Here is a 20,788-nt window from a genome sequence, read left to right on the forward strand (position 1 = left end):
GGTAGGGGTTTTGTCTTTAGAGTAGAAGCATCAAGAATTCGCCGGCACGTCGCAATGTACGGGCCAGCACACAGAATTTCTTGACGACCATAGAGCATTGGAACCACCTGATCCCATCCCGAACTCAGCAGTGAAACGATGCATCGCCGATGGTAGTGTGGGGTTTCCCCATGTGAGAGTAGGTCATCGTCAAGATTCAATTCCAGAACCCCTGTCTGCGCTGCAGACAGGGGTTTTGTCTTTTCAGGGGCTAGGGTAGCGGGTTGTTCCTGTCACCCTCTGCACCGGCCAGGCCGGCCCCTGCACACAATGGGCTGCAGGAGCCGACCTTCAGTCTATGCAGTGCGCCGAGCCCGGCTACTGCGCCGCGCCAGCAACTTGCGCCACCAGATATACACCCCTGTCACCGACAGCACCGCAATCACTACCCCCAGCACCGCGATCATCACCTGGCCTGTAGTGCCGAGGATCCTGCCGCCATGTATGGGTAGTTGCAGCCGGTAGAAGCGTTCCCCCAGGGTGCCCTGGCCAGCGATCTCCTGCCCCAGCAGGCGCCCGTCGGTGCCATGGAAGAACAACCACGACTTGCCCTGGGCGTCGGTGTCGTGCTGTCCGAAACCGGCGCCATAGAAGTTGTACTCGAAGCTGTAGTACAACTCGCCGATCGGCGCCGTCAGCCCCAGCCGCTGGCCCTCCTGCTGCGCCAGCTGATGGGCTTGATGCCATGTCAGCTGGGTCTGCCCCAGTTCTTCTCTGGGCAGCCTGCCACGGGCCTCATAGACGCTTGGTTCCACCGGCGAGAATAGCGACACTGCCGGCTTGAACACCTGGCTGGGCAGGTTCATCCCACACTGCTGACGGCCACCGGCAACAGCAGCAGCCACAGCCACAAGCCCCCAGCCCTGTGGATATCCATGTTCAGTCGATACGCATGCCCTCCCTTGATCTTCCAGGCCGTGCTCCATTTGCGCCAGAACGGACGACCACGGGGCAGGGTCAGCAGCAGGGCGATGAAGCAGTCGAGCACCCACAGGATCGCCACCACGCCCATCAGCCACAGCCCCCAGTTGCCCGGCAGGGTCAGGTTGTAGTGCAGCTCGAGGACGAACGGCATGAAGTTCTCCCGCGAGAAACAGCACTCGCCCCAGTAGCGCTGGCCCAGCGTCTGGCCGCTGACCGGGTCGAGGTAGAACACCGTGTTTTTCTCGGCATACGGCTTGTCGGTGGCCGGGTCGTTGCGCGGCACCATCGCCAGCAACGCCGAATGGCCGGGCTCGTCGGGGTATTCCATGTACCACACCTGCAGGCGCGGGTGTTCGGCCTGCACCTTGTCCACCAGGTTGCCGGGGTCCTGGCGGGGGCCTTGCGCCGGGGCTTCATAGAACGAAGGGTTCAGCCATTCGTCGATCTCGTGGTTGAACGCCAGCACGCTCCCGGTGAGCCCTGCCAGGGCAAGGAACAGCGCGGTGGCCAGGCCGATATAGCGGTGCAGCAATACGTAGAGGTGGCGCATATAAAGGGATTCCAGATCAGGTCGCCAGATGCGACAAAGCCAGCGCCTGGAATCAGGCACTGGCTTTGCGGCTCACGGGGGTGTGGTCAGAACTGATAGCTGACCGTGGCGCTGACATTGCGCTCTTCACCCATGTAGCAGTAGTTCAGGCTCGCGCACGAGGCGATGTAGCTCTCGTTGGTGAGGTTGTTGGCATTGAGCCGCACATCCACGCCCTTGAGCCCGACCTTGCCCAGGTCGTAGCCCACCGACGCATCGAACAGGGTGTACGACGGTACCTTCATGGTGTTTTCCGCATCCACCCAGCTGTAGCCCACGTAACGCACGCCACCGCCTACGCGCACACCGTCCAGCACCCCCTGGCGGAAGTTGTAGTCCGCCCACAGCGAGGCCATGTGCTTTGGCGCCTGGGTTGGCGAGTTGCCCTTGTTGTCGAGTGTGCTGCCAGCCAGGGTGCTCGGCATCGTCTTGCTGTACTCAATGTCGGTGAAGGTGTAGCTGCCCAGCACCTTGAGGTTCTCGCTCAACTGCATGTGCGCTTCCAGCTCCAGGCCTTGGGAGCGTACCTGCCCGACCGGGTAGTAGAAGTCGTCCTGCGGCTGTTTGGTGGCCAGGTTCTCCTGCTCGATGCGGAACACCGAGGCGGTGAACAGGTTGTCGGTGCCCGGCGGCTGGTACTTGATACCGGCCTCCCACTGGGTGCCTTCGGTCGGTGCCAGCGGGTTGCCGGCGGCATCGGCGTAGGAGTTGGGGTTGAACGACTCCGAATAGCTCAGGTAAGGCGCAATACCGTTGTCGAACAGGTACAGCACGCCCGCGCGGCCGGTGAGCTTGGTGCGGTCATCGCTGATCTTGGTGCCCAGTGGGCGGGTAGGCTCGGCGATACGATTCTCATCCGAGGTCTTCACCCAGTCCTGCCGCAGCCCCAGCGAGAAGCGCCACTTGTTCAGCTCGATCAGGTCCTGGGCGTAGATGCCGGTCTGCTGCAGGCGCCGGGTGTAGCTGGTCGGTGCGTAATAGGTGATCTGCGAATTGCCGTACTGCGGGTTGAACGCATCGATCGACGCCAGGCCGCCGCTGCTCCAGTCCACCACGGTCTTGCGTCGCTGGTAGTCCAGGCCCACCAGCGTGGTGTGCTTGGCCGCGCCGGTGAAGTACTCGGCCTGCAGCATGTTGTCGATGATGTAGGAGTGCAGTTTCTCGTCGGCACCGGTGTAGTAGCGGTTCAGCTTGTTGCTGGTGGGCGACTCGTAGCCCCAGGCGTACACCTGGTCCATCTTCACCGTCGAGTCCAGGTAGCGGAAGTTCTGGCGTGCGGTGAACACGTCGTTGAAGCGATGCTCGAACTGGTAGCCGAACGACTGCTGATTGCGCTCGTAGCTGTCGATGCCCGGCTCGCCCTCGAAGAAGTGCTCCGAGATACGCTGGCCGTTGCGTTTGTGCAGCGCGCCATCGGCGGGCACGCCGGCGTGGTAGCCGCCTTCCGGATCGTTCTGCAGGTAGGCCTGCAAGGTCAGCGAGGTGTCCTCGGTGAAGTCGATGCTCAGGGTCGGGGCCAGCGCATAGCGCTTTTCTTCGTTGTGATCGAACTGGGTGTCGGACTGATGCGTCAGGCCGGTCAGGCGGTAGGCGATACGCTTGTCGTCGTCCAGCGGGCCGCTGAAGTCGAAGCCCACCCCACGCTGGCCCTGGGTGCCGACGGTAGCCTGCACCTGGCGGAAGGTCTCGTACAGTGGCTTCTTGGTGGTCAGTGCCACCAGGCCACCTGGCGAACTGCGGCCATACAGCACCGACGACGGACCTTTGAGAATATCCACGCGCTCGAGGAAGTACGGGTCGATCTGCATGGTGCTGAAGGTGCCGCTGTCACCCATCGACTTCAGGCCGTCGATGTAGATGTTGTCCACCGAGCCATCGTTGAAGCCGCGCATGGCCACATAGTCATAGCGGTGGGTCGCGCCATACGGGTTGGTCAGCACGCCCGGGGTGTAGCGCATGGTCTGCGAGACCGTCTGCGCGCCCTGGTCGTCCATCTGCTGGCGGGTTACCACAGACACCGACTGCGAGGTCTCCAGCAGCGCGGTACTGGTCTTGGTCGCGATCTGGCTGTGGGTGGCGTTGTAGCCCTCCATGCTGCCCAGCGCGTTGCCCAGGGCAAAGCCGCGCACGTCGGTGGTAGGCAATGCCAGTGCGGCGTCCTGCGGGGCCGCATGCAGCACATAACTGGTGCCATCCTGGCTCACCGCCTCCAGCCCCGTGCCATTGAGCAACTGGCGCAGCGCCTGGTCGGTGGCGTAGCTGCCCTGCAGGCCGGACGATTGCGCGCCCTGGGTCATCTGCGGGGTGCTCGACAGCGTGATGCCGGCCTGGCGTGCGAACTGATTCAGCACCTCGTCCAGCGAGCCGGCGGGGATGTTGTACTGCTGGCTGGCGCTGCCCGCAGGTTCGGCCATCACTACCATCGGCACGCTGGCCAGGCCAAGCGCGGTACCGAACAGTGCGGCGCGCACCGCCTTGCCCAGGCGTGAATCTAAGAGAGGTTGAAACTCATTACTGTCAGTGAGCCGCGGCTGGGCCAGGGTATCGCGCATGAAGAGCATCCGTAGGGTCGGTAAGGGCAGAAGGGAGTCGCTTACTGTCCTAGCCGGACGTGCCGACAAAACCCGCCAAAAAAATCAGCGCATCACGCCTGGCGTTCCAGGCGTACCCACCAGCGCGTGCGATAGCTGACATGCACCGGCAGGGTCTGCGGCAGCAGGTGCAGCAGCTTGTCGGTGTCTTCCAGGCGGAACACCCCGGACAGGCGCAGGTTGGCGATATCGTCGGAGCAGCTCAGGTAGCCGTGGCGGTAGCGCGCCACCTCGTCGATGAAGTCCCCCAGGCGCATGTTGCGCGTGACGATCAGGCCATCGGCCCAGGCACCGGGGTCCATGTTCTGCTGCGCCACGGGTGTGGCGCCCTGGGCATTCACCAGAAAGGCTTCGCCAGCAGCCACCCATTGCAGCCCGGCGGGGCCGGGGTGATGGATCGCCACCTTGCCCTGGCTGACCGTGACGCGGGTGCAGTCGCGCTCCTGGCGCACCACGAAGCGCCCATCGAAGCCTTCGAGCAGCGCATCGCGGCTCTGCACCAGCAACGGCCGCCCAGCCGGTCCGAGCGGGTGTTCGGCGCAGGTCAGCATCAACTCCCCGTGCTTGAGGCGCACCAGGCGCTGGCGGCTGTCAAAGGCCAGGTCTGCCGCGGTATGGGTATTGAGATTGAGCAGGCTGCCATCGGGCAGGCGGACGCTGCGCCGCTCGCCGGTGGCCGTGGCGAAATCCGAGGTCCACGGGTCGAGCAGGCCAACGTCCTTGCTGACCCAGGCCGCTGAGCCAAGCATCACCACGCCGCCCAGCAGCTTCAGGGCCTGGCGCCGGTGCAGCCGCTGCTGGCTGTTCTCCAGGGTCTGCAGGGCGACGACACCGGCGCCCGGCACCGCACGCAGGTTCATTTCCTGCTGCAGGCTGTGCACCCGTTGCCAGGCCAGTTCGTGCTCGTGGCTGGCGCTGCGCCACTGCTCGCACTGGGCCTGCAACTGCGGGCTGGCGCCGTTCTCGCGCACCCGCAGCATCCAGTGAATGGCCTGCTTGACCACGCGCGGGCTAGGGTTCATAGCGCAGCAGGTAGCAGTGATAGAGGGCGTCGGCCACATACCGCTCCACCGAGCGCAGCGAGATACCCATCTGCTCGGCGATCTGCTTGTGGCTCAACCCTTCGCACTGGGCCAGCAGGAACGCGGTGCGCACCTTGGGCCTGAGGCCGTCGAGCAGGCACGCAATGCGTTCCAGCAGCTCCAGCAGCAGCTCGCGAGTTTCCGCTGATGGCACCTCGGCCTCGGGCAACTGCGCCAGGGCTTCGAGGTAGGCACGCTGCAGCTCTTCGCGGCGCCAGTGATCGATCACCAGCCCCCGTGCGATGGTACGCAGGAATGCGCGTGGTGCATTCAGCTCCAGTTGTTCGCGCCGCTGCAGCAGGCGCACGAAGGTGTCCTGGGCCAGGTCCGCGGCATCGGCCGCATTGCCCAGGCGGCAGCGCAGCCAGGTGTTCAGCCAGCTGTGGTGTTGCTGATAGAGCCTGTGCACAGAGTCGTGGGAGGACATGAAGGCGCGCTGCAACCAAGGTCATAAATGATAATTAGTCTCATTGTTATGGGGCCTTGCGCAATTTGCAACCACTGACCGACCCGGCGGCGCGTTCAGCCCTGCGGCTGGCTGGCCAGGTACTGCCTGATGGCCTGCATGCCCTTGTCCAGGTGCTGGGTCAGAAGCTGTACAGCTTCGTCCACCTGGCCGGCCTGGGCTGCGTCCACCAGCGCGATGTGATCGTCCTGGGTCAGCTTGCCCAGCCCCATCGACGACAGATGAAACCGCAGGAAGCGCGCCTCTTCGCTCAACTCGTTGTCGATCAGGCGCAGCAACTTCTGATTGGGCGCCTTGCGGTACAGGGCCATGTGCAACAGGCGGTTGAGCTGGCCCATTTCGGCGTGCCGGGTCTCGTTCTGCAGTTGCTCGATGTAGCCCCGGGCCAGGGCGATGTCCTCGGCGTCCAGCAGCGGGATCGACTGGCGCAGCGCCTCGCTCTCCAGGATCACCCGTAGCCCGTAGGAGTCCATCGCATCTTCGCTGATCAGCGGGGCCACCACCGCGCCCTTGTGCGCCACCACCTGCAGCAGCGACTGCGCCTCCAGCTGACGCAGGGCCTCGCGCACCGGCATGCGGCTGACCCCGAACAGCGTCGCCAGCTCCTGTTGGCGCAACGCCATGCCGGGTGCCAGGCGCCCGTCGAGGATGGCGCTGCGCAGGCGCTCTTCGATCACGCTGCGCGCCAGGTGAGCAGGCACCTGCTCGTCACCCAGAATGCTCAGGAGTTTGATTTTTTCGGCCACGCTGACTGCCCTGCTAGCAAAGATTGGATCCAATGACCCTAGTGATGACGGTTGCGCCTGTCAAATTCAGGCCGGCGCGGGCCTGCGGGCGTTCGCGGCGGCTATCCTGAATGAAGTCGCAGCGCTTTGGAAGCTTGCCGCCGTGCGCCATTGTCTTTTGCCCGCCCAGCCTGCACCATCGCGATTCCACGATCTGCATGGACCGCCGGCCTTGGCGATACGTTGGGCTTTGCCTCTGACCCCGCGCCGGGCTGGCCTGGCGCTGTTGCTCGGCTGCGTATTGCTGGGCAACCTGCGCGCGGACTGGGACTTTTCCCAGATCAGCCGCAAGGCCCAGGCCCTGTACGGCCCCCTTGGTGCCGGCCAGCAGCGTATCGATGCCTGGCAGCAGTTGCTTGCCACCCAGCGCCAGGGCAGCGAAGCCGAGCGCCTGCAGGTGGTCAACCAGTTCTTCAATCGCCAGTTGCGCTACGTCGAAGACCCCGAACTGTGGCAGCAGGCCGACTACTGGTCCACCCCGATCCAGTCACTGATCAAGGGCGCCGGCGACTGCGAAGACTACGCCATCGCCAAGTATTTCAGCCTGCGCCGCCTGGGTATCCCCAGCGAGAAACTGCGCATTACCTACGTCAAGGCGCTGCGCCAGAATCGCGCGCACATGGTCCTGACCTACTATTCCACTCCAGAGGCGATGCCGCTGGTGCTCGACAGCCTGATCGACACCATCGAGCCGGCCAGCCAGCGCACCGACCTGCTGCCGGTGTATGCCTTCAATGGCGAGGGCCTGTGGCTGACCGGGGCGGGTGGCAATCGCAAGGTCGGCGACAGCAAGCGCCTGTCGCGCTGGCAGGATCTGTTGAAGAAGATGCAGGCCGAGGGGTTTCCCACCGAGCCGGCTTACTGAGGATTGCGGATGTCACTGTTCAAGCAATTGTTGCTCGCCATCTGCCTGTTTCTGGTGGTCGCCTTCAGCGGCAGCTTCATGGTCGGCCTGGAAAGCTCGCGCAGCCAGTACGTCAATCAGCTGCGCGCGCATGCGCAGGACGCCGCCACCGCGCTGGCGCTGTCGCTCACGCCGAACATCGACGACCCGGCAATGGTCGAGCTGATGGTCAGCTCCATCTTCGACAGCGGCTACTACGCCAGCATCCGCGTGATCGACCTGGGCCCCAATGCCCTGCTGGTGGAGCGTCACGCCGAGCCGGACAGCAGCGGTGTGCCGGCCTGGTTCATCCGCCTGATCAACCTGGAGCCGGCCGGCGGCGATGCCATCGTCAGCCGCGGCTGGCAGCAGGCGGCGCGGGTCGAGGTGGTCAGCCACCCGATGTTCGCCCTGGCCAAGCTGTGGCGCAGCGCGCTCGGCAGCCTGGCCTGGCTGCTGGCCTGCGGGGTGGTCAGTGCACTGCTGGGGGCGCTGCTGCTGCGCCGTCAGCTGCGACCGCTGGACTACCTGGTGGCGCAGTCCCAGGCCATTGCGCGTCGCGAGTTCCTCAGTGCTCCGCGCCTGCCGCGCACCCCGGAGCTGCGCCGGGTGGTGCAGGCCATGAACCAGATGGTCGAGAAACTCAAGGCGCTGTTTCTCGAGGAGGCCCAGCGCAGTGAAGCCCTGCGCGCCGAGGCCTGGCAGGACAGCCTGACCGGCCTGGGCAACCGGCGCTTCTTCGAGATGCAGCTGTCTGCCCGGCTCAGCGCCCAGGACGATAGCCCCGGCTACCTGATGCTGGTGCACGTGCAGGACCTGGCCGGGCTCAACCTGCGCCTGGGCGGCCAGCGCACCGATGCCCTGCTGCAGGCTCTTGCGCAGCAGGTGCAGCGGGTGTGCGCGCACTATCCCAAAACCCTCGACCTGATCGCCCGTAGCCGTGGCGGCGAGTTCGCCGTGCTGGCACCGGGGCTGGTGCATGACGAGGCCGTGCACCTGGCCCAGGAACTGGAGCAGACCCTGCACAGCCTGTACGACACCGGTGCTTCCGACCGTAACCCGGTGGCCTGGATCGGCCTGGCCCCCTACAGCCCGGGCGACGCCCCGCAGGCCCTGCTCGAGCGCTGCGACGAAGCCCTGGCCCAGGCGCAGAGCCAGCAGCTGCCGACGTGGGTCTGCCTGCCCGCGCACGCCCCGGCGCTGCTGGACCACGACTGGCATGCCCTGCTGCAGCACGCCCTCGACCAGCGCCGTTTCGAGCTGTTCTTCCAGCCGGTGGTGGCGACGCACGAGCTGGGCCGCGTATTGCAGTACAAGGTGCTGTCGCGCCTGCCCGACGGGCATGGGCAAACCCTGCCCGCCGGGCGCTTCCTGCCCTGGCTCGAGCGTTTCGGCTGGTCGATCCGGCATGACCTGCTGATGCTCGAACAGGTGCTGGCCCACCTGCAGCGCCATGACCAGGCGCTGGCGCTGAACCTGTCGGCGGCCACCCTGGCCGACCCCCAGGCGTTGCAGGCGGTGTACGGGCTGCTGGGGCGTCATGCGGCGCTGGGCCCGCGCCTGACCCTGGAGATCGGCGAAGAGCAGTTGCCCGACCAGGCCGCGCTCGAGCAGCTGGCACGGCAACTGGGCGCGTTGGGCTTCAAGCTGAGCCTGCAGCACTTTGGCGGGCGCTTCAGCATGATCGGCAACCTGGCGCACCTGGGCCTGGCGTACCTCAAGGTCGACGGCAGCTTCATCCGCGCCATCGATCAGGAGCCGCACAAGCGCCTGTTCATCGAGGCGATCCAGCGCGCAGCGCACAGCATCGACCTGCCATTGATCGCCGAGCGGGTGGAAACCGAAGGCGAACTGGAGGTGCTGCGCGAAATGGGGATTTTCGGGGTGCAGGGGCGCTTGATCGGCGAGCCCCGGCCCTGGGCGCCGTAGTGGCTTCTTCGCCGGCCACGCCGGCGCCTGCAGGCGGCGGTGAACCCCGCAGGCGCCGACGTGGCCGGCGAAGCTGCTAGATCAACGGCCGCTCCTCATCGATCAGCTTGTTCAAACCCCCCATGGTCTGGCGCGCGCTCGAACGGCTGAGCAGCTTGGCCTGTGCGCTCGCCGGCAGGTCGGTGATGCTGATCACGCCCTTGCTGGTCAGTACCTCGATCAAGTCCTCCAGCACCCGGATCATGTCCAGGTCGCTCTGCTGCAGTTTCTTGGCAAACCAGGCCTGGGCCTCCGGCGAATCGTTGGGCAGCGCTTCGTTCTCCTCGGCAAAGGGCGTCGACTCCAACCGCACGATCTGCCCACGGGTGTCGCGTTGCACATAGAACATGGCCTTTCCCCCTGATGACATCTGCATGATGGCCTCAGCAGCATAGGCCACGCGAGGCGGACAACCCTCTCTATGCTTATTCTCTAAAGGTATTTAAATTATTTTTCTTATGCATTTATATTTATTTCCACGCGCAGTTACCGACCCGACACGTGGGAGTGAAAAGATATGTCAGCGGCCCCTGGCGCCTTGTCGTACACCGACAGCGCCCAACCCCAAGCCTTCGAGATTCGTCCGTTTGCCGGTGCCGTGGGCGCCGAGATCATCGGCCTGGACCTGAGCCGTCCGGTCAACGCTGGCGATTTTGCGCGCATCCACCGCGCGCACCTGGACCACCATGTGGTGGTGTTCCGCGACCAGCGCATCACCCCCCAGCAGCAGGTCGACTTCAGCCGCCGTTTCGGCGTGTTGCAGATCCACGTGCTCAAGCAGTTCCTGCTCGGCGGCCACCCCGAGATCCTGATCGTCTCCAACATCATCGAGAACGGCCAGAACATCGGCCTGGGCGATGCCGGCAAGTTCTGGCACTCGGACCTCTCCTACAAGGAACTGCCCAGCCTGGGCTCGATGCTGCATGCCCAGGAGCTGCCCAGCGAGGGCGGCGATACCCTGTTCGCCGACATGCACAAGGCCTGGGACCAGTTGCCCGCCCACCTGCGCGCCGCCGTCGAAGGCCGCAGCGCCGCGCACTCCTACACCGCGCGCTACAGCGAAACCAAATTCGAAGGCAACTGGCGCCCCACGCTCACCGCCGAGCAACTGGCCCAGGTGCAGGAAGTGATCCACCCGGTGGTGCGTACCCACCCGGAAAACGGGCGCAAGGCGCTGTTCGTCAGCGAGGGCTTCACCACCCGCATCGTCGGCCTGCCCGAGGACGAAAGCCGCCAGATCCTGGCCGAGCTGTACGCCCACAGCGTGCTCGAACACAACATCTACCGCCACCAGTGGCAACCCCACGACCTGGTGTTCTGGGACAACCGCTCGCTGATCCACCTGGCCGCCGGCTGCCCCGCGCACCTGCGCCGCAAGCTGTACCGCACCACCATCCAGGGCGACGCCCCGTTCTGACCCGTCTTCAGGAGTACCGCATGCGCAACTCAATCAGCCGCCTGGCGGCCAGCATCGGCCTGGGCGTCAGCCTGCTCGCCGGCAGCCTCGTCGCCCCCGCCACGGCCCAGGCCGAAGGTGAAATCCGCATCGCCGAACAGTTCGGCATCGTCTACCTGCTGCTCAACGTGGTGCGCGACCAGCACCTGATCGAGAAGCACGGCAAGGCCCAGGGCATCGACATCAAGGTCGACTGGACCCAGCTCTCGGGCGGCGCCGCGATCAACGACGCGCTGCTGTCCGGCTCGGTGGACATCGCCGGTGCCGGCGTCGGCCCGCTGCTGACCATCTGGGACCGCACCTACGGCCGCCAGAACGTCAAGGCCGTGGCCTCGCTGGGCAACTTCCCGTACTACCTGGTCAGCAGCAACCCCAACGTCAAGACCATCGCAGACTTCACCGAAAAGGACCGCATCGCCCTGCCGGCGGTTGGCGTCTCGGTGCAGTCGCGCTTCCTGCAGTACGCCGCCGCCCAGCAGTGGGGCGACAAGGACTACGCGCGCCTGGACAAGTACACCCTGGCGGTCCCGCACCCCGACGCCACCGCCGCGCTGCTGGCCGGCGGCACCGAGCTCAATGCGCACTTCTCCAACCCGCCGTTCCAGGACCAGGCGCTGGCCAACAAAAGCGTGCACGTGGTGCTCGACACCTACGACCTGCTCGGGCCCAACTCGCCCACCGTGCTGTTCGCCACCGAAAAATTCCGCAACGACAACCCCAAAACCTACCAGGCCTTCGTCGACGCCCTGGCCGAGGCGGCCGACTTCGCCCAGCACGACAAGGGCGCGGCGGCCGATACCTACATTCGCGTGACCAAGGCCAAGATCGACCGCGAGGCGCTGCTCAAGATCATCGACAACCCGCAATACGAATTCAGCGTCACGCCGAAGAACACCTACAAGCTGGCCGACTTCATGTACCGCATCGGCGCGATCAAGCACAAACCCGAATCGTGGAAGGACTACTTCTTCCAGGACGCCAAGCCACTGCAGGGGAGCTGAGCGCATGACCGCCCGCTTGCCAGGCCACACGGCCAGCAACCTGAGCCCCGTGAGCGCACCGGCGCTGCTGCAGGTGGACAACCTCAGCCTCGAATACCGCACCGCCCAGCGCGTGGTGCGGGCCACCCACCAGGTCAGCTTCGAAGTGGACAAGGCTGACCGTTTCGTCCTGCTCGGCCCCTCAGGTTGCGGCAAGTCGACCTTGCTCAAGGCCGTGGCCGGCTTCATCGAGCCCCGTGAGGGCGCGATCCGCCTGCAGGGCCAGCCGGTGCACGGGCCGGGCCCGGACCGCATCGTGGTGTTCCAGGAGTTCGACCAGCTGCCGCCGTGGAAAACCGTCAGGCAGAACGTGATGTTCCCGCTGCTGGCCTCCGGCACGCTCAAGCGCGCCGAGGCCGAACAGCGCGCCCTGCATTACCTGGACAAGGTCGGCCTGGCGGCATTTGCCGATGCATACCCGCACACCCTCTCCGGCGGCATGAAGGCGCGCGTGGCCATCGCCCGGGCGCTGGCCATGCAGCCCAAGATCCTGCTCATGGACGAACCCTTTGCCGCCCTCGACGCGTTGACCCGGCGCAAGATGCAGGAAGAACTGCTGCTGTTGTGGGAGGAGGTGCGCTTCACCCTGCTGTTCGTCACCCACTCCATCGAGGAGGCGCTGGTGGTGGGCAACCGCATCCTGCTGCTGTCGCCGCACCCGGGGCGCGTGCGCGCCGAGATTCACAGTCACCAGTACGACCTGCACAGCCTGGGCGCTGCCGACTTCCAGGCCAGCGCGCGGCGCATCCATCGTCTGCTGTTCGACGATGATGCCGCCGCCGAGCAGGACGCCGCCCTGGATTTCACCGACATCCGCATCGCCTACTGACCGGGAGCCCCACCGATGACCACCTCTGCACCGGCTCCGCGTCAGGAGTACGAAGTCACCCTTGAACCCCTGCTCAGCGTACCGCTGGAACGCGAGCTGCCCCTGGGCCAGCGCCTGTGGCAACAGGGCTGGCTGCGCAAGAGCCTGATCCTGATCCTGCTGGCGCTGGCCTGGGAAGCCGTGGCGCGCTATCAGGGCAACGACCTGTTGCTGCCCAGCTTCCTGCAAACCGCCGCGGCGCTGTACGACGGCCTGCTCAGCGGCGAACTGCCGGCCAAGGTGGGGGTGTCGCTGGTGGTGCTGCTCAAGGGCTACCTGCTGGGCATCGTGCTGGCCTTCGGTCTCACCAGCCTGGCCGTGTCGACCCAGATCGGCCGCGACCTGCTCAGCAGCCTGACCTCGATGTTCAACCCGCTGCCGGCCATTGCCCTGCTGCCGCTGGCGCTGCTGTGGTTCGGCCTGGGCGACAACAGCCTGATCTTCGTGCTGGTGCACTCGGTGCTGTGGGCGCTGGCGCTCAACACCTATGCCGGCTTCATGGGTGTGTCCGAAACCCTGCGCATGGCCGGGCGCAACTACGGGCTGCGCGGCTTGCGTCTGGTGGTGCACATCCTGATTCCGGCGGCGCTGCCGTCGATCCTGTCGGGGCTCAAGATCGGCTGGGCGTTCGCCTGGCGCACCCTGATCGCCGCCGAACTGGTGTTCGGTGCCACCAGCGGCAAGGGCGGGCTGGGCTGGTACATCTTCCAGAACCGCAACGAGCTGTACACCGACAAGGTGTTCGCCGGCCTGGCCGTGGTGATCCTCATCGGCCTGCTGGTCGAGAGCCTGGTGTTCAATACCCTCGAGCGCGTCACAGTACGGCGCTGGGGCATGCAGCGCTGAGCGCATCGGGGCGACAAAAGTGCGCGTCCTTGTCTAGGCTTGCCTCACAGGGTGGCATGGGCCACCCACCGGTCAGTCAGGGATGAACCGTTGTCTGCTGCCAGCACCATCTACCCACTGCTCGCGCGGCTGTTGCCCAGGGCGATCGCCCCCGATCCGGGCGGGCAGACCCAGCGCCACACGGCCGGCATCGGCATGCCGGCCCAGCGTGCGGTGCTCGGCAGGGGCTTCTGCCTGGTCAACCGCCTGGACGAAGCCGTCGACCTGCAGGCGGTGTATGCCGACCTGCGCCAGCAGGCGCTGGATGGCAGCGTGGTGGCGCTCAACGACCTCGGCTGGGTATGGCTCAACGGCAAGTACTGGCGTGCCGAACCGGCCCTGGCCGGGCGCCTGCTGCGCATGGCGGCGCTGCAGGGCAGTGCGGTGGCCTGGTACAACCTGGGCCAGCAGCACTATTTCGGCAAGGGCGTGACCATCGCCTACGCCAGCGCCGCCGAGTGCTACCGGCAGGCCTTCGAGCGCGGCCTGGACGAAGCCGCCGCGGCGCTGGGCGACCTCTACGAAGAAGAGATCTGCGATACCCACCTGCAAACCTGGCAGGTCGATCCGCAGCGCGCCTACGACTGGTTCATGCAGGGCGCCCAGCGCGGCGATGGGCGCTGCCGGTTCGAGATCGGCTACCGCCTCCTGCATGGCCAGCAGGTGCGGGCCGATGCCAGGCTCGCCGTGTACTGGCTGGAGCTGGCGGCCGCAGCGGGGGTGATGCCGGCGGCCGAGGAACTGGCCATGCATTTCAGCGTGGCCGGCAACCCCATGCGCTATCTGTTCTGGCGTGACCGGGCGATCAGCCTGGGCAGCCCGCGGGCGCTGACCCTGAAACACGAAGACCAGTACCGGCGCTGACCTCGGCCGACGGATGCCGCATTGCCGCTATTGACGCCCGGGGCGTTGATCGAAGAATATTGATAGTTAGCAAACTATGAATCTCGACACCTTGCCCATGAATCTTGATGCACTGCAACTGAACATCAGCAGCGGCATGGTCGCGGCCAGCCGTCACTGGCGGCGCATCTGCCAGGCCACGCTGGTCGGCTACGGCATCTCCGAAGCCTGCGCGGTACCACTGCTGATGATCGTGCGCCTGGGCGATGGCGTGCACCAGGTGGCGGTGGCCCAGGCCGCAGGGCTTGAAAGCCCGTCGCTGGTGCGCCTGCTCGACCAGCTGTGCAGCGCCGGTTTCGTATGCCGCAGCGAAGCCCCCGGTGACCGCCGCGCCAAGGCCCTGAGCCTGACCCCGCGCGGGCGCGAGCTGGCCGAGGCGATCGAGGCCGAGCTGGTGCGCCTGCGCCGCCAGGTGCTGCACGACATCCCGCCCGCCGACCTCGAAGCGGCGCTGCGTGTGGTGCGCGCCTTCGAAGACGCCGCGCAGCGCTCGCCGGGCGTGCCTTCATGAAGGACTTCTTCAGCTCCATGCCGCCGGCGCGGGACTGGTTCTACGGCGTGCGCACCTTCGCCGCGTCGATGATCGCCCTGTACATCGCCCTGCTCATGCAACTGCCGCGCCCCTACTGGGCGATGGCCACGGTCTACATCGTCTCCAGCCCGTTCGTCGGGCCCACCAGTTCCAAGGCCCTGTACCGCGCCCTGGGTACACTGCTGGGCGCGGCGGGGGCGGTGTTCCTGGTACCGCTGCTGGTACAGACCCCGGTGCTGCTCACCTGCGCCATCGCCCTGTGGACCGGCACCCTGCTGTTTCTCTCGCTGCACCTGCGCACCGCCAACAGCTACGCGCTGATGCTGGCCGGCTACACCCTGCCGATGATCGCCCTGCCGGTGGTGGACAACCCGCTGGCGGTGTTCGACATCGCCTCCTCGCGGGCCCAGGAAATCTGCCTGGGCATCGTCTGCGCGGCGGTGGTCGGGGCGATCTTCTGGCCGCGCCGGCTCACCCCGGTGGTGGTCGGCGCCACCGGCAACTGGTTCGCCGAGGCGATCCGCTACTGCGACACCTTTCTTGCCCGCCAGGCCACGCCCGAAACCGTGGGCGGGCTGCGCGCCTCGATGGTCACCACCTTCAACTCGCTGGAGATGATGATCGGCCAGCTGTCCCACGAGGGCGCGCGGCCGCAGACGGTCAAGAATGCCCGCGAGCTGCGCGGGCGCATGATCCACCTGTTCCCGGTGATCGACGCCCTCGACGACGCGCTGCTGGCCCTCGAAGGCCGCGCCCCGGCCCAGGCGGCGCAACTGCAAGGCTTGCTGGAGCAGGCCCGCAGCTGGTTGCAGGCCAGCGCCGAAGACGCCTCGGTGGCGCGCTGGACGGCCCTGCGCGAGCAGCTCGAACGCCTGCAACCGAGTGTCGCCGCCCTCGACGAGCGCCCCGGCCTGCTGCTGTCCAATGCCCTCTACCGGCTGGGCGAATGGATCGACCTGTGGCAGGACTGCTGCAGCCTGCAGCACGCCATCCGCGACGAAGACCTGTCGCCCTGGCGCGCGGTGTACCGGCACTGGCGCCTGGGCCGCCTGACGCCGTTCTTCGACCGTGGGCTGATGCTCTACTCGGTGTTCTCCACCTTCACCGCGATCCTCGCCGCCACCGCGCTGTGGATACTGCTCGGCTGGCCCGACGGCGCCAGCGCCGTGATCCTCGCGGCGGTGGCGTGCAGTTTCTTCGCGGCCATGGACGATCCCGCGCCGCAGATCTACCGGTTCTTCTTCTGGACCACCCTGTCGGTGGTGTTCGCCAGCCTCTACCTGTTCCTGGTGCTGCCCAACCTGCATGACTTCCCGATGCTGGTACTGGCGTTCGCCGTGCCGTTCATCTGCGTCGGCACCCTCACGGTGCAGCCGCGCTTCTACCTGGGCACCTTGCTCACCATCGTCAACACCGCCTCGTTCATCAGCATCCAGGGCGCCTACGACGCGGACTTCCTGACCTTTGCCAACGCCAACCTGGCCGGCCCGGTGGGGTTGCTGTTCGCCTTCATCTGGACCCTGGTGGTGCGCCCGTTCGGCGTGGAGCTGGCGGCCAAGCGCCTGACCCGCTTCAGCTGGCACGACATCGTCGGCATGACCCGCCCGGCCAGCCTGGCCGAACACCGGCGCCTCGGCGTGCAGATGCTCGACCGCCTGATGCAGCACCTGCCGCGCCTGACCCAGACCGGCCAGGACACCAACAGCGCGCTGCGCGACCTGCGCGTGGGGCTCAACCTGCTCGACCTGCTGGCCTACATGCCACGGGCCACGTCGCCGGCACAGGCGGCGCTGGCGCAGGTGATCGCTGAGGTGGGTGCGCACTTTCAGGCGTGCCTCAAGGCCCGCCGCCGCCTGCATGCGCCGGCCGACCTGCTGCGCAGCATGGAGCGTGCGCGGCATGCCCTGAACCTTGAGGCCATGGCCGACTGCGGGGAAACCCGCGTGCACCTGCTGCATGCCCTGAGCGGCCTGCGCCTGGCGCTGCTGCCGGGGGTGGAGGTGGTGCTGGAACCGTCCGACGATCAACCGCAACTGCCCTACGGCATCGATGGAGCCCCCCTGTGATCGGTGAACTGGATATCAGCGGGGTATTTCTGCCCACGCTGCTGGTGATGATGGTGTTCACCTATGTGCTGTTCCTGGGGGTGCACGCGGTACTCACGCGCCTGCACTTCTACCGCCTGGTCTGGCACCGGGCGCTGTTCAACGTTGCTCTCTACGCCGTGCTGCTGGGCACGGTCGACCACTTTTGCCGAAGCCTGATGCTGCCATGAAAAAACCCTTACTGACCCTGGGCCGCGTGGTCCTGACCCTGCTGGTGGTATCGCTGGCAACCGTGCTGGTGTGGCAGATGGTGCTGTACTACATGTTCGCCCCCTGGACCCGCGACGGCCACATCCGCGCCGACGTGATCCAGATCGCCCCCGATGTGTCCGGGCTGATCCAGCAGGTGTCGGTACGCGACAACCAGGTGGTCAAGCGCGGCGACGTGCTGTTCAGCATCGACCAGGACCGCTTTCACCTGGCTCTGCGCCAGGCCCAGGCGACCCTGGCCGAGCGCCGTGAAACCCTGGCCCAGGCGCAGCGCGAGGCGCGCCGCAACCGTGGCCTGGGCAACCTGGTGGCGCAGGAGCAGCTCGAAGAAAGCCAGTCGCGCCAGGCCCGCGCGCAATCGGCCCTGGCCGAGGCGCAGGTGGCGGTGGACGCGGCGCAGCTGAACCTCGACCGTTCGGTGGTACGCAGCCCGGTCGACGGCTACCTCAACGACCGCGCCCCGCGCGCCCACGAGTTCGTCAGCGCCGGGCGCCCGGTGCTGTCGGTGGTCGACAGTAACTCCTACCACGTCGATGGCTATTTCGAAGAGACCAAGCTGGGCGGCATCCATATCGGCCAGGCCGTGGATATCCGCGTGATGGGCGACGACGCGCGCCTGCGCGGTCGCGTGCAGAGCATCGCCGCAGGCATCGAGGACCGTGACCGCAGCAGTGGCGCCAACCTGCTGCCCAACGTCAACCCGGCCTTCAGCTGGGTGCGCCTGGCGCAGCGCATACCGGTGCGCATCGCATTCGACGAGGTGCCGGAAAACTTTCGCATGATCGCCGGGCGTACTGCCACGGTGTCGATCATCGAGGATGCCGCCCGATGAAACGCTTTGCGCTGCTGGGCGCAGGGTTGCTGCTGTCGGCCTGCCAGATGGTCGGGCCCGACTACAGCGTGCCCAAGGAGGCGGCGGTCAATCGCGGCGACCTGCAGGGCGCGCTGCGCAGCGACGCCGACAGCGTGGTCTCGGCACCGGTGCCCGCCAACTGGTGGCACCTCTACCAGGACCCGCGTCTCGACGCGCTGGTCAACCAGGCGCTGGCCGCCAACACCGAACTGCGCGTGGCCGCGGCGAACATCGCGCGGGCGCGGGCACAGGTCGAGGAGGCCGAGGCCCAGGGCGGGTTCAATGGCGGGGTCAAGCTGGGTGCGCAGCGCCTGCAGGAGTCCGGCGAAGCCTTTCTGCAACCCGACAAGGTGCCGGTGGCCAACATCGGCGAGGCGATCCTCAGCGCCTCGTACCAGTTCGACCTGTGGGGCACGCTCAAGCGCGGCGTCGAGGCCGCTCAGGCCCACGCCGACGCCACCCAGGCTGCCGCCGACACCGCCCGCATCACCCTGGTGGCGGATGTGGTGCGGGCCTACACCCAGGTGTGCGCGGCCAACGAGGAATACCACATCGCACGGGCCTCGCTGGACCTGCAGGAGCAGAGCGTGACCCTCACCCAGCGCCTGCGCGATGCCGGGCGCGGTGACGAAACCCAGGTGACGCGCACCGAGACCCAGTTCAAGTCGCTGCGCGCCGAACTGCCGCGTTACCAGGCCATGCGCGAGGCGGGCCTGTACACCTTGTCGATGCTGCTGGCCAAGCCGGTCGAGCAACTGCCGGCGGGTACCGCGCACTGCGCCGAGCTGCCGCACATCGCGCAACGTGTGCCGGTGGGCGATGGCGCCGCGCTGCTCAAGCGCCGCCCCGACATCCGCCAGGCCGAACGCAGCCTGGCGGCGGCCACTGCCGGCATCGGCGTGGCCACCGGGCAACTGTACCCGGACATCAGCATCGGCGCGCAGGTGGGCACCATCGGCATCCTCGAGAACCTGGGCAAGCCGGCGACCAACCGCTGGGGCTTTGGTCCGCTGCTGACCTGGACCGTGCCCACCAATGGTTCGCGGGCACGCATTCGCCAGGCCGAGGCCTCGACCCAGGCGGCGCTGGCGCATTTCGACGGGGTGGTGCTCAACGCCATCCGCGAGACCCAGACCAGCCTGGCGCAGTACAGCGCGCTGCTTGACCGGCGCGACGCGCTGGCCGAGGCCGAGCGCTCGGCGCAACTGGCGGCCGACCAGACCCACCGGTTCTTCAAGGCCGGGCGTGAATCGTTCCTGGCCGACCTGCAGGCCACGCGCACCTACACCGACATGCGTGCGCAGCTGGCGGCGGCCAATACCCAGGTCGCGATGGGGCAGATCGGCTTGTTCCTGGCGCTGGGCGGCGGCTGGTAGCAACCGCTATCTTGCAGGGCCATTCTGGCCCGCTCCCACATAGGCAGCGGTGATCCTTGTGGGAGCGGGCTTGACCCGCGATTGGGCCGCAAAGCGGCCCCCACCCACCCCTTGAGCAACGCCATCGGCATCGGAACGTCTGCATGTACCGCAACTGCAGCGACTAAACTCCAGCGGTCGGGACCGGCGGTGAAATTAAACGCCAACCCGACTGACCTCGAACGACCTGTGCGCTGTCTACCCCATTCAACCCGGCCTGACGCCCAGAAGGAGTGACCCATGGAAGCACCTACCCACAGCTTTAGCGCCCTGTTCAAGCAGCTTGGCCTGCCCGATGATCCCAAAGGCATCGACCAGTTCATCACCAGCCACTCGCCGCTCAAGGGCGACATCAAGCTGGTGGATGCGCCGTTCTGGACGCCGGCACAGCGCGAATTCCTCAAGGAGGCGATTCTGGAGGATGCCGACTGGGCCGTTCAGTTCGACCAGCTCAACGAGGCGCTGCGCAATCCCCGCAAATAAGCGCTGAGCGGCACCTGTACCTGCAGTTGGCGTTGCTATGCTCAGGAAAACAATAAGGGGATGGCGCCAATGAAAGATCCCTACGCACCCGGCTTCTGGGCGGCCGTGACCGCCCTGGGCCTGCTGAGCACCGGCTACTTCTACGGCGTTCGCCAGCTCTACCAGCTGGTGGAGGCCATGCACTTCATGTACGCGGCCGCCGCCGTGATTGCGGCGCTGGCCCTCACGGCCCTGGCCTGGAGCAGCTGGCAGCAGCTCAAGGTGCGCAAGCGCCAGCTCGAGCAGGGCCGCACCCTGGTGGCCATCTGGAACACCAAGGTTGCCCTGCGCCGGGTCGAAACCGTATTCGACCGCTACTTCTGGGGCAGCTACTGGCAGCCGGGGCGCACCTTTCAGGAAGTGATGGGCGAGCTTGAAGGCACCCCGCTCGAACAGAGCCTCGAAGCCCTCAAGCGCCAGTGCCAGCAGCTCGACCAGCAGACCCGCGGGCGCCACCGCTATTGGCTGAACAACGCCCGCGAACTTTCCAGCGTGGCCACGGCCATGGCCCGCGAACGCTACCAGCTCGACCTGTGCGACTCGCAGCAGAGTGCCGGGCGCGGCAGCGCCGTGCTCAACCGCGACCTCGAAGTGCTGGTGTACACCTGGTCGGCGCGCCTGCGCAGCTTCGACCACCAGCTCGACGAGCTGGAGGGCGAATACCGCTGAGGT

Annotated in this window: 19 protein-coding genes, 1 rRNA gene and 1 pseudogene; 15 read left to right on the forward strand and 6 right to left on the reverse strand. The window is 66.5% G+C overall.

Features of this window, described 5'->3' with window-relative positions:
- Positions 1-79: 79 nt before the first annotated feature.
- Positions 80-195 (forward strand): 5S ribosomal RNA (gene rrf / locus DN388_RS12950).
- 140 nt (positions 196-335) lie between these two features.
- Here the strand turns inward: rrf and DN388_RS12955 are convergent.
- From DN388_RS12955 to DN388_RS12975, 5 genes and pseudogenes are all read right to left on the reverse strand, one after another.
- A pseudogene (locus DN388_RS12955) lies at positions 336-1,513 on the reverse strand (PepSY-associated TM helix domain-containing protein).
- Between the two features lie 86 nt (positions 1,514-1,599).
- Complete coding sequence (locus tag DN388_RS12960) at positions 1,600-4,104, reverse strand: TonB-dependent siderophore receptor (protein ID WP_255000147.1); 2,505 nt, start codon at positions 4,102-4,104, stop codon at positions 1,600-1,602.
- 92 nt (positions 4,105-4,196) lie between these two features.
- Complete coding sequence (locus tag DN388_RS12965) at positions 4,197-5,165, reverse strand: FecR domain-containing protein (protein ID WP_043861333.1); 969 nt, start codon at positions 5,163-5,165, stop codon at positions 4,197-4,199.
- On the reverse strand, positions 5,155-5,652 hold the full coding sequence (locus DN388_RS12970; protein ID WP_054915945.1) for a sigma-70 family RNA polymerase sigma factor: 498 nt from the start codon (positions 5,650-5,652) through the stop codon (positions 5,155-5,157). Before DN388_RS12970 ends, DN388_RS12965 begins: the two co-directional genes overlap by 11 nt.
- A 95-nt stretch (positions 5,653-5,747) precedes the next feature.
- On the reverse strand, positions 5,748-6,437 hold the full coding sequence (locus DN388_RS12975) for a GntR family transcriptional regulator (RefSeq protein ID WP_043861332.1): 690 nt from the start codon (positions 6,435-6,437) through the stop codon (positions 5,748-5,750).
- Between the two features lie 211 nt (positions 6,438-6,648).
- On the opposite strand from DN388_RS12975, the gene lapG reads away from it, so the two are divergent.
- Both lapG and lapD read left to right on the forward strand, forming a co-directional pair.
- On the forward strand, positions 6,649-7,341 hold the full coding sequence (gene lapG / locus DN388_RS12980; protein WP_043861331.1) for a cysteine protease LapG: 693 nt from the start codon (positions 6,649-6,651) through the stop codon (positions 7,339-7,341).
- 9 nt (positions 7,342-7,350) lie between these two features.
- Positions 7,351-9,288, forward strand: a complete 1,938-nt coding sequence (gene lapD / locus DN388_RS12985; protein WP_255000160.1) for a cyclic di-GMP receptor LapD — start codon at positions 7,351-7,353, stop codon at positions 9,286-9,288.
- 76 nt (positions 9,289-9,364) lie between these two features.
- On the opposite strand, the gene DN388_RS12990 is transcribed toward lapD, so the two are convergent.
- Positions 9,365-9,676: a hypothetical protein gene (locus tag DN388_RS12990; RefSeq protein WP_043861329.1), complete on the reverse strand. Its 312-nt coding sequence runs from the start codon at positions 9,674-9,676 to the stop codon at positions 9,365-9,367.
- A 168-nt stretch (positions 9,677-9,844) separates the two neighbouring features.
- Here DN388_RS12990 and DN388_RS12995 point away from each other — a divergent pair, with 168 nt between their 5' ends.
- The 12 genes from DN388_RS12995 (at position 9,845) to DN388_RS13050 (ending at position 20,785) form a co-directional block, all read left to right on the forward strand.
- Positions 9,845-10,744 carry a TauD/TfdA family dioxygenase gene (locus DN388_RS12995; protein WP_054915879.1) on the forward strand — a complete coding sequence of 300 codons (900 nt, stop codon included), beginning with the start codon at positions 9,845-9,847 and terminating at the stop codon, positions 10,742-10,744.
- A 20-nt stretch (positions 10,745-10,764) separates the two neighbouring features.
- Positions 10,765-11,784: an ABC transporter substrate-binding protein gene (locus DN388_RS13000; RefSeq protein WP_043861327.1), complete on the forward strand. Its 1,020-nt coding sequence runs from the start codon at positions 10,765-10,767 to the stop codon at positions 11,782-11,784.
- Between the two features lie 4 nt (positions 11,785-11,788).
- On the forward strand, positions 11,789-12,652 hold the full coding sequence (locus DN388_RS13005) for an ABC transporter ATP-binding protein (RefSeq protein WP_043861326.1): 864 nt from the start codon (positions 11,789-11,791) through the stop codon (positions 12,650-12,652).
- Positions 12,653-12,667: 15 nt separating this feature from the next.
- Positions 12,668-13,537 carry an ABC transporter permease gene (locus DN388_RS13010; RefSeq protein ID WP_054915880.1) on the forward strand — a complete coding sequence of 290 codons (870 nt, stop codon included), beginning with the start codon at positions 12,668-12,670 and terminating at the stop codon, positions 13,535-13,537.
- 90 nt (positions 13,538-13,627) lie between these two features.
- Positions 13,628-14,440 carry a tetratricopeptide repeat protein gene (locus tag DN388_RS13015; RefSeq protein ID WP_043861324.1) on the forward strand — a complete coding sequence of 271 codons (813 nt, stop codon included), beginning with the start codon at positions 13,628-13,630 and terminating at the stop codon, positions 14,438-14,440.
- A 97-nt stretch (positions 14,441-14,537) separates the two neighbouring features.
- Positions 14,538-14,990 carry a MarR family winged helix-turn-helix transcriptional regulator gene (locus DN388_RS13020; protein ID WP_043861339.1) on the forward strand — a complete coding sequence of 151 codons (453 nt, stop codon included), beginning with the start codon at positions 14,538-14,540 and terminating at the stop codon, positions 14,988-14,990.
- The gene (locus DN388_RS13025) at positions 14,987-17,077 is read left to right on the forward strand and encodes an FUSC family protein (protein WP_255000167.1); all 2,091 of its coding nucleotides are present in this window, start codon (positions 14,987-14,989) and stop codon (positions 17,075-17,077) included. The genes DN388_RS13020 and DN388_RS13025 overlap by 4 nt, the downstream gene beginning before the upstream one ends.
- Positions 17,074-17,286 (forward strand): DUF1656 domain-containing protein, encoded by a 213-nt coding sequence (locus DN388_RS13030; RefSeq protein WP_043861322.1) that lies wholly within the window; start codon positions 17,074-17,076, stop codon positions 17,284-17,286. Before DN388_RS13025 ends, DN388_RS13030 begins: the two co-directional genes overlap by 4 nt.
- On the forward strand, positions 17,283-18,158 hold the full coding sequence (locus DN388_RS13035; protein WP_054915882.1) for an HlyD family secretion protein: 876 nt from the start codon (positions 17,283-17,285) through the stop codon (positions 18,156-18,158). Before DN388_RS13030 ends, DN388_RS13035 begins: the two co-directional genes overlap by 4 nt.
- On the forward strand, positions 18,155-19,555 hold the full coding sequence (locus DN388_RS13040) for an efflux transporter outer membrane subunit (protein ID WP_043861320.1): 1,401 nt from the start codon (positions 18,155-18,157) through the stop codon (positions 19,553-19,555). Before DN388_RS13035 ends, DN388_RS13040 begins: the two co-directional genes overlap by 4 nt.
- Before the next feature lie 279 nt (positions 19,556-19,834).
- Positions 19,835-20,077 (forward strand): DUF2789 domain-containing protein, encoded by a 243-nt coding sequence (locus DN388_RS13045; RefSeq protein WP_043861319.1) that lies wholly within the window; start codon positions 19,835-19,837, stop codon positions 20,075-20,077.
- Positions 20,078-20,146: 69 nt separating this feature from the next.
- Positions 20,147-20,785, forward strand: coding sequence for a hypothetical protein (locus tag DN388_RS13050; protein WP_054915884.1), 639 nt, complete (start codon positions 20,147-20,149; stop codon positions 20,783-20,785).
- Positions 20,786-20,788 lie beyond the last annotated feature (3 nt).

The organism is Pseudomonas sp. S12(2018), from assembly GCF_024355235.1.
Taxonomy (GTDB): Bacteria; Pseudomonadota; Gammaproteobacteria; order Pseudomonadales; family Pseudomonadaceae; genus Aquipseudomonas; species Aquipseudomonas palmensis.